This is a genomic window from Ferrimonas futtsuensis DSM 18154 (genome assembly GCF_000422645.1).
GTDB classification, from domain to species: Bacteria; Pseudomonadota; Gammaproteobacteria; order Enterobacterales; family Shewanellaceae; genus Ferrimonas; species Ferrimonas futtsuensis.
In genome coordinates this window covers 53,585-69,240 of the sequence record NZ_AUGL01000006.1, presented here as the reverse complement: position 1 = coordinate 69,240, position 15,656 = coordinate 53,585, and the positions used below count along the sequence as shown (strand labels likewise).

Genomic DNA, 15,656 nt, shown 5'->3' with positions numbered 1-15,656 from the left:
CTGCGTCTGGCTCAGAGGTCAGGTGAGGCACTCAGACAACACAAAACAGGAGCCAACCGGGCTCCTGTTTTTATTTGGACTGATGCCGTTAGTGCTTTCAACGAAGGGGCCATTCAATTGCCGGGTCTGTCCTTTATACGCGAGGCATGGATGACAGTGGCACCTTGATCGATGGGCGCAGTTGCGGGATGGTTTTTCGGATCTCCCGGCTGATTGTCATACACTTTTTGTCCGCTGTGCGCTTCGTCCCATATCTGTATACGCAGGCTATCCGGGGCGCTGTCTCCCCGTCGTCCACTGGTCAGTGACACTGCGTATTCGAAACGCCCGCCACCATTGACCACGCCTTTGCCGACCAGCCTTGCGCTTGTGCCGGTGCTGTATAACCACACACTGTCGGTCGATCGAAACTCGAACCCGCCCTTGTTCAAACTAAACCTCAATGTACTTCGCGGAATGGTGTCGGTGCCGCTCAGTCGGGACATCAGCGCAAACTGAGCCTGGCCTGCCGAGTCGGGACTGTTGACCAAGGCCCCGGCCGGCGAAGTCAGAGCCCCACCGGCGACGATCCCGATGGATGGCCGGGGCTGGGTCGATAGATCATGCAGATAAACCGCACCACCACTGGCCTCTTCACCGTCAGAGTGCTGATGCCCGTAGGCCCCCAATAACGCGGTATTACCCATCAACGCCACACTGGTCTGTGCGCCAATCTGATCGAACTCGGCACCATCTGAACCGAGAAGCTTACCCACCTCGGTCCACTGTATGCCATCGTATTCGTAGCGATAGACCGCGCCCGCAAAACGGCCATTATCGTCATCGAGTCGCGCCCCGACCAACACCCGGTCGTCACCCAAAGCGACGGCAGAACCAAAAGAGAGACCATCGCCGCCATCACTGGGAGAAAGAACGGCGGTTTGTCGCCATCCCTCCTGACCGTACTCGTACAGGTAAGCCGTTCCGGAGTGTTGCCCATCCGCAAGACCCCGAACAGCACCAATGACGGCCCGGTTGCCGGATAACGCCAACGCCGCACCAAAACCGCAACGGTCCTCGCAAGCCGACCACTTGTCGGACTGCGTCCAGTTGCCGCGATCATCGCGTTCAATCAGATACACCGCCCCGGGTCCCTGCGACACCCCGCCTGGGGCGCCAACCAGCAGCCGGTTCCCGGACAACGCCAGCGCCGAGCCAAACCAGTCCTTCGGTCGACCATCATCGGCGATAAACCGCCTGACCTGCTGCCACGCTCCTTCACCATTGCGCTCAAACAGGTAGACAGCCCCCGCCCCTTCACCATGGTCATCGGCACCGACGGCGCCGACGGCGGCGTAGTCACCGCTGATGGCAACCTGCCCCCCAACAGCTCAAAGGGGCCGCCATTGTCGGCCGCAAGGGTCGCCACCAAGACCCAGTGGCCGATTGCATTGCGCTCAAACAGATAGGCCACCCCGGTATCCAGCCCCATGCCCTCGGCTGTCGATACGCCGATCAGCACACGATCGCCATCCAACGCCACAGAAGTGCCGAAGTAGACCTCATCATCGCCTGCCGGCTGCTCGAGCTTGGCTTGCCACTGCCAGCTGCCGTCGTCATCGCGCTTGATCAGGTAAGCCGCTCCCGCTCGCTCCCCTGCGAAAATGTCCCCAACCAGCACCAAGTTGCCGTCTACGGCGATGGACCCACCGAAGCGGGTGGTCTCACCGGCAACGGGTGGGCGCAACTCCCCGGCCTCCTGCTGTATGACCACAGCCTTGGCGGGGGAAATCGCCGTGGCGATGCAACAGACCAACGCCACCGTGATGGCCATCATCCTTGTGCGGCTCAGCGCAGCATTTGTCAGCAAGGAAGCCCATGGCCGCAGGACCCTATCTCCGGCTGTTAAATGAAACATGGTGGTTACTCCTGTTTTGACCACTCAACAGGATAGTCGTGAATTGGTCGCCTACCAGGCCAAACAGGCAGGTTCGATGCATCAATCCGGTTTCTTCGGGCAGGTGTCATCACCCACCAGCCAGGCTCAGACTCCGCGGCTTGCTCATCAGCACTTACCGGGCACACGCTCCGGCTCGCTCGCGCCATCTAAATGATCACACACATACCGTCAGCCAGGTGTCCGCGTTCGCCCCCCCACTTGACCAGAACACCTTGAACTCCTGCCGTGACCGATGACCAGCACCACTGGAAAATACTCCGCCGTGTTCTAAGCTGACTTGGTGCAAACAAGCTGAACGCGATTCCAGACAGCTTGCTATCGACTGAATCTTCTACAAGGTTTTGACCGGCAATGAATAAAAAAACTGCATTGTTTTCGGTACTTGCTGCCGTCTCATCCTTCACATTCGCTGATGAAGGCACCCTCAAACCTCAAATCATCTTTAACAATGTCGACATTTTTAATGGTACGGAAAACAAGCTGTACAAAAACCATTATGTGCTCGTGGAGGGCAACCTGATTAAATCGATCTCCTCCAGTGCGATTGCAGCAAGGGAGGATGCTCTGGTGATTAATGGCAAAGGCAAAACCCTGACACCAGGGTTCATTGAAAATCATGCACACCTGATGTTGATGGGCCCCAACCTGCCCTCGATGGAAGCCAATACCACCTGGGAAGATTTTGCCATTCATGGATCGCGCATGGCCGAGATGTATCTTATGCAAGGCTTCACCACCCTCCGTGATGCAGGAGGGGCTAACGGCGGCCTGCGCAGAGCCATTGATGCCGGTGACATCATCGGGCCGCGCTTTTACCCCTCCGGAGCCTTTCTCAGCACCCGGGGAGGCCATGCAGACTTCGCTAACTATTCCGCTCCTGTGGGTGCCGAAACCAATTTTGGCCGCCTCAATCTTTCTCAGGAAGTAGACAGCGTGGCAGAGGTCAAAAAATATGGTCGCAACAACTTTCGCATGGGTGCCACTCAGCTGAAATACATGCAGTCAGGCGGCGTGGTGTCCGCCTTCGACCCCTGGCAATTGCTGGCTGGCTCCCCCGAAGAGATCGCTGCCGCGGTCGAAGTGGCCGACAGTTACGGCAGTTATGTGATGGCTCACTCCTACCGTAAAGAAGCCATTCTCAGTGCACTGGATTCCGGGGTGAAGTCAATTGAACATGGCTTCGCATTTGATTGCGACATTGCCAAGGTAATGAACGAAAAAGGCGCGTACATCACCACCAATCTTACCGCCTTCGACCCCGGGCTTCTGGATATCCCGGCGGTAAAGAATGTTCCCGCCAGCCTGGCGAAAGCCAAGTCTGCCACCGAGACTTTTCGCAACTACATTCCAAACATGAAAAAGTGCCCGGTCAAACGAGGATTCCAGACAGACTGCGTCGGTTCGGTCGACGCGTGCAACATCCAGATTGCCTATGAAAAACACCTGAATCACGAGTTTTTCGGCGCCTTTCAGTCAATGATTACCTTGACCTCCGTAGGCGGTGAAATCGCGCGGCTTTCCGGCGATTTCACCAACCCCTACCCTGAGGGAAAGTTAGGTGTGATCGAAGAGGGCGCATACGCAGACATACTGTTATTGGACGGAAACCCTTTGGAGAACTTCTCCGTGGTGGGCACAGGAACCAAATGGTTCGACGCCGAACCCCGCCCTGCCAGTCCTGACACCATCCAGCTGATTATGAAAGACGGTGTGATCTACAAGAACACCCTGAAACCCTGATGCACCTCTGCTGTAGACCGGCGGTGCTTGCGATGGCGCAGTTGACTCTGTGTAGCACACAACTCCCAGGAGCAATCTTGTGACAAAACTCTGCCTGGCAATGCTTACCCTGCTGCTTGCTGCAAGCCTGCAAGCGTCGGTCATTGACCTGGATTGGCAGCAACTTCGCCCTGAACACCAGGTCCAGCCGGTTCCCCTGCCTCCATTGACCGGGGATCAAAAACGCCAACTACAACGGCTTTTGCAACTCAAGAGTTCCACCACACCCTCAAGCCAGGCCGCTGCCGCATCACTAGAAGCGGACATGGCCTCCAAAGGTATTGATACAGAGTACCTTTTGGCGCTCAGGGAGAAGTATATCGAACAACAAGAACTGGCGGCCTCCACCCTGACGCACCAATTTGACGGCAAACAAGTACGAATGCCCGGCTACTTAATTCCCCTGGAATATGCCTCAGAAGCCATGATCGTCACCGAGTTCCTGCTAGTTCCTTACGCCGGAGCCTGTATTCACATGCCACCACCGCCGGCCAACCAGATCGTACTGGTGTCTTTTCCTGAGGGATACAAGCTGAAAAACACCAAGTATCCCGTCTGGGTTGAAGGAACGCTAACATCGAAGCTTTCAACCGAACATCTCTATATCGTCGATGGCAACAGAGACTTGACCCTGGGCTACCGAATGACGGCCTCCCTGGTTGCAGACTACAACTGACGAGTGCACCACATAGCGGTCATTGAAGCCTTCCATTGCTCTGAATTCTTTAACCTTACCGACGAAGCACCGCGATCCATCGTCCCAAATTTAACAAGCTGGTCAGCGAGGCAGCGACATAGGTCAGTGCCGCCGCCTTGAGAATGATCTCCGCATGCTTCAGGTCACCGTCGTGCAGGTACTCGCCATTCTTCAGGAGCGGCAGCGCCTTGCCATAACTGGCATCGAACTCAACGGGAAGGGTAATCAGGTGCACCAAGGTACTTAGTGCCATCGAAACAACGCCAATCACAATCGTTAATGCTCCCGCTTGCGGAACGCGGGTTAGTAAAAGGATAAGCGGAGCCGCCACTAGCATAATGCCAGCAAAGCGCTCGCCGACCATTGCTGCCTTAACGAGTTTCTGCCGCGCCAGGAACAGCGATTCGCCGCGTGAATCCTGAATGGCATGCCCCACCTCATGGGCGGCAACAGTCACTGCCGTCAAGGAGTATCCTGAGTAGTTTTTCGGCGTCAGACGCACAGCCTTAGCGGCCGGGTCATAATGATCACCGTCAGAAGTCTCCTCTACCTGGACGTCGTCCAGGCCGTAACTGTCGAGCAAGTGGCGTGCGAGTTCACCACCGCTTCCCTGCTCGCGGTAACGGTCTGCCGGCTGTTCGTACTTTTCCATCACATGTTTGACCCACATACCCGGCAAGAAGACGCATAATGTGATGATGAGTAAGATGATGATCCAGAACATTTAAATCGCTATGTAATGAGTATTTGTGCAGCTACCGATTATTATACGCATAGAAATGGGCAGCAGATACTTGCCGACGACTGTCTGCTTCAGACTTTGGCGCAGATAGGAAACGACTTTAACAGAGCCTAACTGGACACCCACCTTTGCATCCGGGGGGTATCCATCTCGAGAAGCCCCATCACTGTCTATCTGCTTGCTATCCGTCCCAGCTTTGCAGGGACGTCACAAGCAACGAAAACCAAAGCTCTTAGGGTGGGTGTCCAGTTAACTTCACCATTGGCTCTGATACCTTGGCTAATGCAGAACTTCCATAACGGCTCCATTCGCCACAAAGGAGTCGTTGGTACGGAAACTTTCATACCATATAATGAATCTAGAAAAAGTTGTCTCGAAGAAGCCACCCAACAGAGTAATATTCATTCCCTTTCGGCTTGACATGCAGTCACTTAAATACGTTAATGTATTAAATCCTCTTCGCTTTTGTTATTTATAGCTAAATCATATCCGGTTAATGCGTGCGGTTAGCGTAAGAAATTACTCAAATAGTGATAGAGTGTTGCCAAAAGTATCAACAGCAACAATGCTTTAAAAAAGCCCTGAATTTATCTGCAGGGCTTTATCAATTGTACTCTTCTTGGAAGAGCTTAATTACTCTTGTGACAGGTCGTACAAGAGAAAGGATCAGGAAATGACTTACTTAGCGTGTAACCGTTGTTATGGGGAACCCAAAACGCTGGATATAGTTCAATCTCACCACTAAGGTTGGTAGGTGCCTTTTCAGTTACATGGGGAATATGTTTTGTGTAGTCTGCTTCGCCACGAGAGTCCGTGCCAAAGTTTGTTCCAGTAAATTGATTCACCCGGTTATCTTCTGGTTCCAGCAAAAACAAATTACTTACCTCACCATGGTTTTTAGGGTTTATGCCATACTTGTCTGGGTCGGTGTTATTGGGGTTGTGGCACTGTACACAATATGTATCGTAGCTGTGTCTTTTAGGAGCTCCATTGCTACCGTGGCAGGTTGCGCAATAATAGGGTTGGATCTCCTTGAAACCGGCAGCAGAGTCAACAGGCCATGACTGACCTCCGTGTCCTAGAGGGTTTTTCTCTGCATTATGGCACAAAGCACAGTCAGCCATTTTCCAACCAAAGTGTTCCTTATCTAAAACTGGCGCATTTCCGACAGGTGCTTCTTCTGTTGCAATGTTATGCTCGATCAAAGTGACGGGGATACACGGTTTCTCACCGCAGGAAGTGTTAATGTCGTAACTGCCATAATCGGAGCGATATATGTGCTTATCACCTAAATACCCAAGGTAATTCTCGTCCGTAACCAGGTCAGGCGTGTTCAATGTTGAATAATTTAATACCATAATATCTATACCGTAGTTAATCACGGCGTTGCTCATATCATGGTTAATATTTAACCCACCGTTACCCTGCCTTGTACTAAATAATCGACGACATTCATCAATAGAGCCACCGGCCATTGGCCAAGGGACTTCAGCTCCTTCTCGGAAAGGAGATAAAGTAGATGGCATGCCATTGGTTCCCATTAACGCACAATTTGGATTGGTACTAAAATCAAGTGTTTCAGCTACAAAGTAACGGGTTGAAACTCCTGAGAACCCCCCAGACTTATAATCAAATATCCGTTGTACAATGAAACTGTCTGCTTTCACATTGGAGGCTGTGCTTGGCCAGTAAGCCAATGCCATATCGATGCCATGGTCAATCATTAATGACAGATAGACATCTAAGCCAGTGATCACCCCCGGCTGATAAACATCATTTCTGACATTAAATGCACGTATTTCAAGGTTTCTACCATAAACCGCGGGATCGACCGGGTCATTGGAATCGGGTAAGCCAATACTAGCCGGGTGATCGGAAGAGGAGCGCCTTAACGATTTGAGTACCACCTTGCCTTCATTCTTAGCCAGCCAGTCTTGCTCCCATTGCCATGTTAGCTCTCTTCTGGTCTTTAATACCGGCCCAGTCGAATAGAAGCGCGCCTGCATCTCATCTTGCAGCCAGTGTTCATCCATCCGTCTGTACATGGTATAACCCACAACATAGTTGTGGCTCTTAGTACCTACCAGATGCTCAAAAGAAGGGACATAGCTATAATGCCAGTCATCCGAGTTGAAATTGGTTTCATATAGAGTGTTATCTTCTTCGTTGAACAGACCGTCTCCATTTTTATCCCACGAAATTCTGAATTGATGCGTATTAAATGGCGATTCATCAGGTCGAATCACTTCCCCCTCAAAACGAAGATCGCTGCGTGTTGCCACCAAATATCTCAGGTAGTCAAATACGGAAAGATGCCCCTCAACAAAAATGTCGGGCCTTGCTGTGCCTGCACCCAAGCCATCAGGGTTTGTCGCCAATACCTGATGTATGCTAGATGCTAAAGTTTGAGTACTAATACCCGGGTCAACGGTTAACTCAGCATTTGCTGAAGGATCGACCTTTCGCGCGGTTTCTGTCTTTTTAGCAGCATCCCATCGGTTAATCCAACCGTCTCCATTTAAGTCTGCGCTCATATCTCCGGTATCATGGGCAGTTTGCGCGCCCTTGTTGATGTACTCTATGATGTGATCTTGTTGATAGCCTATGTGGCCAAATACAATACCTTCTAGTTTAGTCTCGTTGAATTCGTGATAGGGAGTATCTATGTGTTTCCAGATCTCTGCCATCTCTTGACTGATTTCCGGAGTTGAAGGCTCTTTATTTTCAACATCTGACGGTTCGCTGTCATCTGAAGAGCAACTGCACAAACCAATACAAATTGCAGTAGCTATTAAGCTATTATTCCATTTCATTATTATTAAACCTCTAAAATGATAATGTGCTTGATACAATTTGACCAGCACAGGCGCTGGACAACCAATTAATAATCATTTGAACTTGTCCATGATGAAGTTATATCCATCCTAAATTCCTTGCTGTCAAAACAAGGTTGGGCTTATTTGTAGCCTTTAACTTTTCCTTTGCTATGGAAAGGTGATAGTCGACTCCTCTAGTAGTCAAATGTAAAATTTCTCCAATCTCCGCCGAATTCAATCCAAACCCAGTCATCCTTATTATTTGCTTTGTTCTGTCACTCACCTTTCCCGTATTTGGAGTTGCAGCAAATTGCTTCCATGCATTATTTTCAAAAAAATCTGAAGCATCTTGTGAGCACACGTTTTGCAACAAATGACCATGGGTTGCTTTTGCCAGCAACACGAAATAACCCAAGAGTTGTTCGTTGGCTCTGTTGTATATCGTAAAAACACGAAAAAAAAGTTTGCCTTCGCTCGTTGCAAACTCTTTTTTCTTAGAGCTCTTTGAGCTCAAACCAATTAAAAATCTTGCACCGCACACTCTCATGCTTTGATCGCTGGCGTATATTGACTTGATGTCAGATTGCTCTATCAAGTCTAAATCTATCTCTCGAGACACTATGAGGAATGTAGCAGGTGGTTTTTCCACCTCAAAATATACGTAATCTAATGAGCCATACATGTTGCAACTCTCAAAATCGGGTCTTAAGTATATTTTGACTGAAGCATGAATATGCTTCTGTGCGCGATTTAACAATGTCGCACCACCATCACAACGCCCTCACTGTCCGTGACAGAGATCACGCTCACGCCCACCAGAAGGAAATGCAAGACAAGCCAAAGGGGTCAATGGCGTGACCCAGATCACCTTAAACGCCGATTGATTAGAGCGCAAAACAATTGAAATGGGGAGTGTCCCCACTTTTCCACATCACTTGGGTTGTAGGTAAAGCCAGATAATCTCAAATATTCTATTACATTCGTAGGACGATAGATCATTATGACTAGGTTTTCTTTGATTACAACGCATACGAATCATTTAGTCGATTGCGATGGGTGAATTTTTAGCATATGCTATTAAGCAACGCCTCTGACGTCGGTCACATAGATGAGAAAAGTCAAAGACAAAAAAATCGCCATTGCTAAAGCCGCATTAAAAATAGTTAAGGATATCGGGTATCAATCATTAACCATGAATGGTTTAAGTATAGAGTCAAAGATTCCATCTGGAACTTTGTATCGTTATTTTAGTTCAAAGGAAGAAATCCTAATATACTCATTTAACTTAATTACAGACGTCACTTTGAACGCAGTCAAAGAGTTCAACAAAATAGAGTTAACAGAGAAGGAACGGATTATTTGCAGAAACTGCTTTCCCTACTTCATTAGGCTTTATCGCCCTGACAAATCATCGGTGGACATGGTGGCTGCAAATGGTGGAATTTTTGCGAAAGCTTGCCCCAATTTAGTTAATTCACTAAAAAGCACTTATGAAAAAGCAACGAAATTTAGAAAGCTCAATTTCTACAAGCTACTATCATTGGGGATCATAAAAGCAAGCCCTAAACAAATTGATGAGACTATAAAAATGCTTTTAACATTATCTCGGGGAAGCGTATATGTGGTAAACAGTCCTTTTTTCGAGAAAAAAGAGTATGAGATGGAAACTTTAATCAGAATGTACGAAGTCACCTTGGATCAGATCGTTTGGCAAGACAAGCACAATAGCGTGGACCCAAAGAGGATTAATGTTGCAATGAAGACCGTCCTAGATCGTACTTCATCAATATTGCTATGATGATAAATCAATACTTATATTAATAGAAGGTTGCTTAATACAGAATAATAAAAAGGCATACCAATCTTGGTATGCCTTTTTAATGTTAATTTAGAGTATCTGCATTATTCGTTAGGATGGCAGGTCACACAGGAGTAGGGATCAGGGAAGTCCTCACTGTTGTGCCAGTCGCTGTTGATACCCGTACGTTCACCGGCTCCGTAATACTGCAGGTTATCCGCCTGGTCATGGATGGGCTGTTTAATGCCCCCCCACTCGCCATTAGGACCAGCAAGGCGCTCTGCGTCCAGGGTATTCACTGCATTGGCACAAGAACCCTCTTGCATACCATCGAGGTTCAAACCGGTCAGGCTGGTACCCTGGCACTCAACGTCACCAAACTTCATGAAACCCGATGCCGAACCGTGGTGAGCCATCTGATTGTCTTCGGTATGACACCAGAAGCAGCGACTGACTTCGCCATGCCCCATCATGGCGCCATTGCTGCCGTGACAAGCCGCACACTCATAGGGCTGCTCTACCCCTAACGATCCCTTATGCACATCATCGTGACAGTTGCGACAATCGGCAATTCCCCAACCAAAGTGATCGTCGGTCAGAGGCGCGATGGCGTCATTGATGTCGGCGATCACCTGGTTTTCATAGTCTCCATCTTCATCGACGAAATGACGTTCGGTAATATCAAATTGTCCTGGCATCCACTTTTGATAGCCAGCAAAAATCACTCCCTTTGGATAGTGCATGACCTCCTGATCCGGCATGTCGTGATCCATGAATCCGCCAAACTTGTTATACCACTCATCGATACAGATTTGGGCGGATTCAATGGTATGGCCCTGACCGCCATGCATCCACTGGCATTTGCCTTTAAGCTTTGGATCACCTTCACCTTTGTCAGCAGCAATCAGGTCGCTCGGAACAGGCCACTCAAGATCATCCAGGAAGAAGTCGCCGGTAGCAAACATTTCGCCGGTTGCCGCAGCCCAGCCCCACATTCCCTGAGCACGCAGGCCATTGACGGAGGTCAACGCGTAGTTGTTAACTTCCGCTTCCGTCGACATGGTGCCCCAATAGGTGAAGCGCACATCGGCCAATCCCTGGTCCTGAAGCGACAGCCACACATCCATGGATGTGATCACGCCGGGCTGGAAGAGGTCGGTGCGAAGGTCGTGGGCGGTCACTTCCAGGTTTTGAACTTTCACCACGTCATTGCCCTGGGCATCAATTGCCCACACCAAAGGCACAATGACTTTATCGCCGTTTGCTCGCCTACGATCCGCTTGCAGTTTAAACTGCATGTTACGACGCTCGGTCACGGCGGAATTGTATGGCTGGATGCGGATGCGCATCTTGCTCTTGGCCAGGCCTAGGTCGGCGCGAACATAGACTGTCTCCAGGTTTGGGGTGCCTTGGAGGCGATCGAACTCTCCGTCGTGCCAGATGTAGGAGGGGTACCAGTCGGTGCTCCGGTTATTCAATTCGGTTTCAGACAGGGTGCCATCGCCATCGGTGTCCCAGGCGGTGCTGAGCAGATGGGTGCCGAGTTCCTCACTCCAGATGGCTTTCACATCCAGGTCGTCGCGGATGTGAGAAGCGTAGAGCACCACATCCATCACCGAGAAATGGCCTTCAGCATAGACATCGGGGCGAAGGGGAATGGGGGAGTCAGGCTGTGCCGCATAGGCCTTGATGTCATCGGCCTTCACCTTGAAGATGTACTTGCTATCATCCGGGGTGATTTTATTGCGGTTAAACTCGTTATCTGCGTATTCACCCATCGGCGTCGGGGGCTCATCACCAGTGCAATATTGACTGATGTCGACACCGTCACCCTTGTATTCACGCTCCATGCAGGGGTACCACCTGCCCAGATAGAGGGTGATCTCACCGTCGAAACTGGCCTTTTGTGGCTGCACAATATCCAGTGATTGGTGAGGTTTGCTGCCCACAGGCGGCTCTACCGGGGGCACTTCCGGAGCTGTTGATTCATCACCATCGGAGCCACCGCAAGCGGTCAGCGTAGCCAATAACAGATATGACGCGCACAGTTGCGCGAGTCTACATGGTCTCATAATCATCATCCAAATTTTGATACTACAAATCCCTGGATTAGCAATTAAGCCAATCCATCATGCTTTTTATTAATGTGAAAAATGGGTGAGTGGAATTTTCGCCCTTCGTATTCATCATTATTTTAATCATCATGCACTTTTATTTTTTGAACAAACATCACAGCACACTCTAACTTCGCATAAGAACAAGAGCGATGAGACACGGGTCACGCCCAGGATCACCATAGAAGGATGATCATTACCCTGCGAGCCTCAGCGGCGAGATCGGGATCGCAAAAATAATTTTGAACACGGCAGTTTTGGCGAAAGTCCCCACTGTCAATGTTAGTTGAGATTTTCAGTTCAAAAGGCCTAATGTGCATTTGTTCACATAGATGTAGCCACATGGTGGAAATGCCAGATATAGCAAAATCCAGCCCGGCAATCTATTAGCCACAAATGCGAAATCGTTATATTGTCAAATCATAGCTCGCTACAAGAAGAAAGGGAAAGTGAGTATTAAAACGACATCAAGAGTGGAGTTTTTAATGTCTCAATGTAAAAGTACATGTGTTCAATATCAAATTTGATATATGTAATAAGCCACAAAAAAGGATTGTACTGAATGACCGCAATTGGCGCCAAACCAGCCATAGGGGAATTATGACAATGAGTCCTTTCCAGACTCAGATCCCTTCCGCCTGCCCCACTACCTCTTTGCAGCCCGATACCACCATGTCCAGATAACCCTCGCCAAAGAGGTTAAGGTGGTTGAGTTGGTGATAGAGGTTGTACAGCGCTTCGCGGCGTTGCCAGCCCTCCGTGGGCGGCAGGGTGCTGTCATAGCCCTGATAGAAAGAGGGGGAGAAACCGCCAAAGAGGCGGGTCATGGCGAGATCGGTTTCCCTGTCCCCGTTATAGCAGGCAGGGTCGAAAATGACCGGACGGTCCCCATCAAAGCCGGCATTGCCCCGCCACAGGTCGCCATGAAGTAGCGACGGTCGTGGTTGATGGCCCGCCAGCAAGGTATCACTGGCGTCTCTCAGTGGCTCTAGCCATCGGCGCAGTCTTACAGCGCCCGCATCAATGGCCCAGTTCAGTTGTGGCTCCAACCGACGTTGCCACCAGAAGCTCTGCCAACTGTCGTGCCAACCATTGAGCTGCAGTGTGGTGCCGATGTGATTGTCGCTGTGCCAACCGTAGCGGTTGTCTCTGACTGTTTTCTGATGCAGTTGGGCCAGAGCTTGCCCCAGCGCATGTTCATCGCCCCGGCGACCCAGCTCCATCCAGGGCAGTATAAGATATTGCCAACCCTCAGCCTCTCCCCAGCACAGCGGTTGAGGGGCGATACCGCCCAGGGCCATCAACCCTTCGGCTTCCTCTTCAAACAGAGCGCCATGGCTAAGGCGGTTCACCTTCACAAACCAGCGGCGCTGGCCGTCGCTGACTGAGTACGCCTGATTGATGTCGCCGCCGGACACCGGCTGAGGCTTTGACAGGGACACCGGGCCAGTTAAGGCCTCGGCCATCCCCCGCTCCACCGCAGCCCAGGAGAGGCTCACCGGCCAAGCTCCTCGAGGTAGGCCTCTGCGGCTGCGGCGCCCATCTTGTATCCCTGACCGAGCAGCGCAGAATCCTTGGTGAGCCGACCCACAGGAAACTCAGGCGGAGGCTGGATCACACGGATGGTGCAACCCTGTGGCGGGGACGCGAGGAACTCGAGAGTGCGATTGTAATGGTGATGGCGTTTGAGCATGGCTTGGCCCAATGCGGGATGACGGCGAAACGCCCAGCGCGTCATAGCCGGGAATCTGGGTGCGGACTTCAGGTAACCGGCGCCCTGGGAAAGCACCACGGTGATCTCGGTAAAGCCCGCCTGCCAGGCGGATTCCACCGGAATGGAATCGGAAACCCCGCCATCGGTGTAAGCCACCCCCTCGAGGGAGACAAAGTCCCGATAGGCCAGCGGCAATGAGCAGGAGGCTTTCATCGCCATCGCCAGGTTATGGCGGTTGGCTTTCAGCTGCAGCGGTGTGGCGTCGTTGGCCCGGGTCAGGCCGATGTAGAGGGGAATGCCCCGCGCCTCGAAGGCGTCGAAATCAAAGGGCAGCTCGCTCAGGGTAACGGGCCAAAGCCAGTCCAGGTCAAGCAGATGGCCACCGCGAAGGTAGCGCCAGGGATTGATGAACTCCGGCCGGCAGGAGTAATCCTCGATGATTCGACGGGTACGGCCCCGTTGGCCGGACAGGTACGCGGCCAACGCCGTAGAGCCGGCGGAGACACCGAAACAGCCATCGTAGTCGAAATGCTCTCTGTCGATGAACTTGTCCAGCACCCCGGCGGCGAAGATGCCACGCATGGCACCGCCTTCGACGACTAACGCATGCTGTGAGGACCGCTCCCTGTCCGCCGTCATCCCTACTCCTTGTCGACGGTAACGGTAAACACCGGAGTGGGACTGAGCAGGCTTTGCACCACCTTGTGCAGCCTGGCCAACTCCATCTTCACCGAGATCTGATCTGCGCCGAAAAAGCTCAGCTCCAGCTGCATCTCACCGTCCAGGTACTGGCTGGACATCACGTTGGAGTCGGAGATTGCCGAGTCCATGTATTGTTCGAGCAGCCGTTCCAGCCCGGACACATGCTGAGGCTCCAGCTTGAAAGCCACCCTCAGCCGGATCAGGGCAAACTCTGTGGTCTCATGCCCTTCGAATCCAGGTAATACCATCTATCGATTCCTGTGTTTAACTCATCTGCACCAGTCTAACCCACACAACGGGGCCTGTTGACCCCTGTGCCTCACATTTGTGGCCGTGGCAGGGTTACTGCTGTTCTCGGGCTTCGTAGGCGGTCAGGGTGTTGTTCAAAAGGCCGGCGATGGTCATCGGGCCCACGCCGCCGGGGACCGGGGTGATGGCGCTGACAATGGGCGCCACCTGGTCGAAATTGACGTCGCCCACCAGACGGGTGCCCTCTTCGGTGGTGATGCGGTTGATGCCGACATCGATCACCACTGCACCGGGTTTCACCCAGCTGGCATCCACCATCTGCGGGCGGCCCACGGCCACCACCAGGATGTCGGCCTGACGGGCCAGTTCGGCGCCGTTGCTGCTGCGGGAGTGGACTATGGTCACGCTGCAGTCCTCGGCCAGGAACAATTGCGCCGCAGGCTTACCGACGATGTTGGAGCGACCAATGACGACCACGTGCTTACCGGTGAGATCCCCCAGCTCCTCCTTGGCGAGGATGACGCAGCCAGCCGGAGTGCAGGGCACCAGGGCACGCTTGTCGCCGATGCCCAGCAGGCCCACATTGACCGGATGGAAACCGTCCACGTCCTTTGCCGGAGAAATCTGCTTGAGGATGCGCCCCTCATTCAGGTGCTTGGGCAGAGGAAGCTGCACCAGGATGCCATCAATTTGCTCATCCTGATTCAGCGCATCGAGCAGGCCCAACAGATCCGTTTCTGTGGTCTGGTCGCCCAAGCGGTGTTCCACGCTGAGGATCCCCGCCTGTTCACAGCGGCGAATCTTATTGCGCACATAGACGTCACTGGCGGGGTTGTCTCCCACCATGACCACCGCCAGTCCAGGGGGACGCTTACCGGCGTCGGTCAGGGCGCGGACCCTGAGGGCCACCTGGTTCACCTGGTCGTCGGCGATGCGCCGTCCATCGATTCGCTTGGGCTGATTCATGCTGCTCCTTGGGGGGTGGAATTGGGAAAAACGTCCCATCTTAGAGCATGGCCTTGACCCTGCTCCATAGGGGTGGTTGCGACCGCTGCTTTTCTGGTCATTTTGAGGGTTGGGTATTTCATTAAGAGAAACAAGGATTC

The 15,656-nt window shown here is 51.9% G+C and carries 12 protein-coding genes and 2 pseudogenes; 3 read left to right on the top strand and 11 right to left on the bottom strand.

The window, feature by feature from the left end:
* Window positions 1-113 precede the first annotated feature (113 nt).
* The 3 genes and pseudogenes from G505_RS0104025 to G505_RS23480 form a co-directional block, all read right to left on the bottom strand.
* On the bottom strand, window positions 114-1,121 hold the full coding sequence (locus G505_RS0104025) for an FG-GAP repeat protein (RefSeq protein WP_028108407.1): 1,008 nt from the start codon (window positions 1,119-1,121) through the stop codon (window positions 114-116).
* Window positions 1,122-1,223: 102 nt separating this feature from the next.
* Window positions 1,224-1,349, bottom strand: a pseudogene (locus tag G505_RS23485) (hypothetical protein); the annotation flags it as partial.
* A gap of 182 nt (window positions 1,350-1,531) precedes the next feature.
* Window positions 1,532-1,813: pseudogene (locus G505_RS23480) on the bottom strand (hypothetical protein); the annotation flags it as partial.
* 477 nt (window positions 1,814-2,290) lie between these two features.
* Between G505_RS23480 and G505_RS0104015 the strand changes: the two are divergent.
* Both G505_RS0104015 and G505_RS0104010 read left to right on the top strand, forming a co-directional pair.
* Entirely contained in the window at window positions 2,291-3,679 is a 1,389-nt protein-coding gene (locus G505_RS0104015; protein ID WP_028108405.1) for a metal-dependent hydrolase family protein, read from the top strand.
* A gap of 79 nt (window positions 3,680-3,758) precedes the next feature.
* On the top strand, window positions 3,759-4,394 hold the full coding sequence (locus G505_RS0104010) for a DUF3299 domain-containing protein (protein WP_028108404.1): 636 nt from the start codon (window positions 3,759-3,761) through the stop codon (window positions 4,392-4,394).
* Window positions 4,395-4,449: 55 nt separating this feature from the next.
* Here G505_RS0104010 and G505_RS0104005 read toward each other — a convergent pair whose 3' ends face one another.
* The 3 genes from G505_RS0104005 to G505_RS0104000 all read right to left on the bottom strand — a co-directional run bounded on the left by G505_RS0104005 (window position 4,450) and on the right by G505_RS0104000 (window position 8,655).
* Window positions 4,450-5,139, bottom strand: a complete 690-nt coding sequence (locus tag G505_RS0104005) for a zinc metallopeptidase (RefSeq protein ID WP_028108403.1) — start codon at window positions 5,137-5,139, stop codon at window positions 4,450-4,452.
* A 647-nt stretch (window positions 5,140-5,786) separates the two neighbouring features.
* On the bottom strand, window positions 5,787-7,970 hold the full coding sequence (locus G505_RS22970; RefSeq protein WP_157509016.1) for a hypothetical protein: 2,184 nt from the start codon (window positions 7,968-7,970) through the stop codon (window positions 5,787-5,789).
* A 100-nt stretch (window positions 7,971-8,070) separates the two neighbouring features.
* Window positions 8,071-8,655, bottom strand: a complete 585-nt coding sequence (locus G505_RS0104000) for a helix-turn-helix transcriptional regulator (protein ID WP_028108402.1) — start codon at window positions 8,653-8,655, stop codon at window positions 8,071-8,073.
* 426 nt (window positions 8,656-9,081) lie between these two features.
* Between G505_RS0104000 and G505_RS0103995 the strand changes: the two genes are divergently transcribed.
* A complete protein-coding gene (locus G505_RS0103995) occupies window positions 9,082-9,771 on the top strand; it encodes a TetR/AcrR family transcriptional regulator (protein WP_028108401.1) in 690 nt (229 codons plus the stop codon).
* A gap of 104 nt (window positions 9,772-9,875) precedes the next feature.
* On the opposite strand, the gene G505_RS0103990 is transcribed toward G505_RS0103995, so the two are convergent.
* The 5 genes from G505_RS0103990 to folD form a co-directional block, all read right to left on the bottom strand.
* Window positions 9,876-11,687, bottom strand: a complete 1,812-nt coding sequence (locus tag G505_RS0103990) for a hypothetical protein (protein ID WP_157509015.1) — start codon at window positions 11,685-11,687, stop codon at window positions 9,876-9,878.
* Between the two features lie 821 nt (window positions 11,688-12,508).
* Entirely contained in the window at window positions 12,509-13,384 is an 876-nt protein-coding gene (locus G505_RS20535) for a fructosamine kinase family protein (RefSeq protein WP_211219931.1), read from the bottom strand.
* Window positions 13,381-14,238: a patatin-like phospholipase family protein gene (locus tag G505_RS0103975; RefSeq protein ID WP_028108399.1), complete on the bottom strand. Its 858-nt coding sequence runs from the start codon at window positions 14,236-14,238 to the stop codon at window positions 13,381-13,383. Before G505_RS0103975 ends, G505_RS20535 begins: the two co-directional genes overlap by 4 nt.
* 2 nt (window positions 14,239-14,240) lie before the next feature.
* Window positions 14,241-14,549 (bottom strand): hypothetical protein, encoded by a 309-nt coding sequence (locus G505_RS0103970; protein ID WP_028108398.1) that lies wholly within the window; start codon window positions 14,547-14,549, stop codon window positions 14,241-14,243.
* 94 nt (window positions 14,550-14,643) lie between these two features.
* The gene (gene folD, locus G505_RS0103965) at window positions 14,644-15,516 is read right to left on the bottom strand and encodes a bifunctional methylenetetrahydrofolate dehydrogenase/methenyltetrahydrofolate cyclohydrolase FolD (RefSeq protein ID WP_028108397.1); all 873 of its coding nucleotides are present in this window, start codon (window positions 15,514-15,516) and stop codon (window positions 14,644-14,646) included.
* Window positions 15,517-15,656 lie beyond the last annotated feature (140 nt).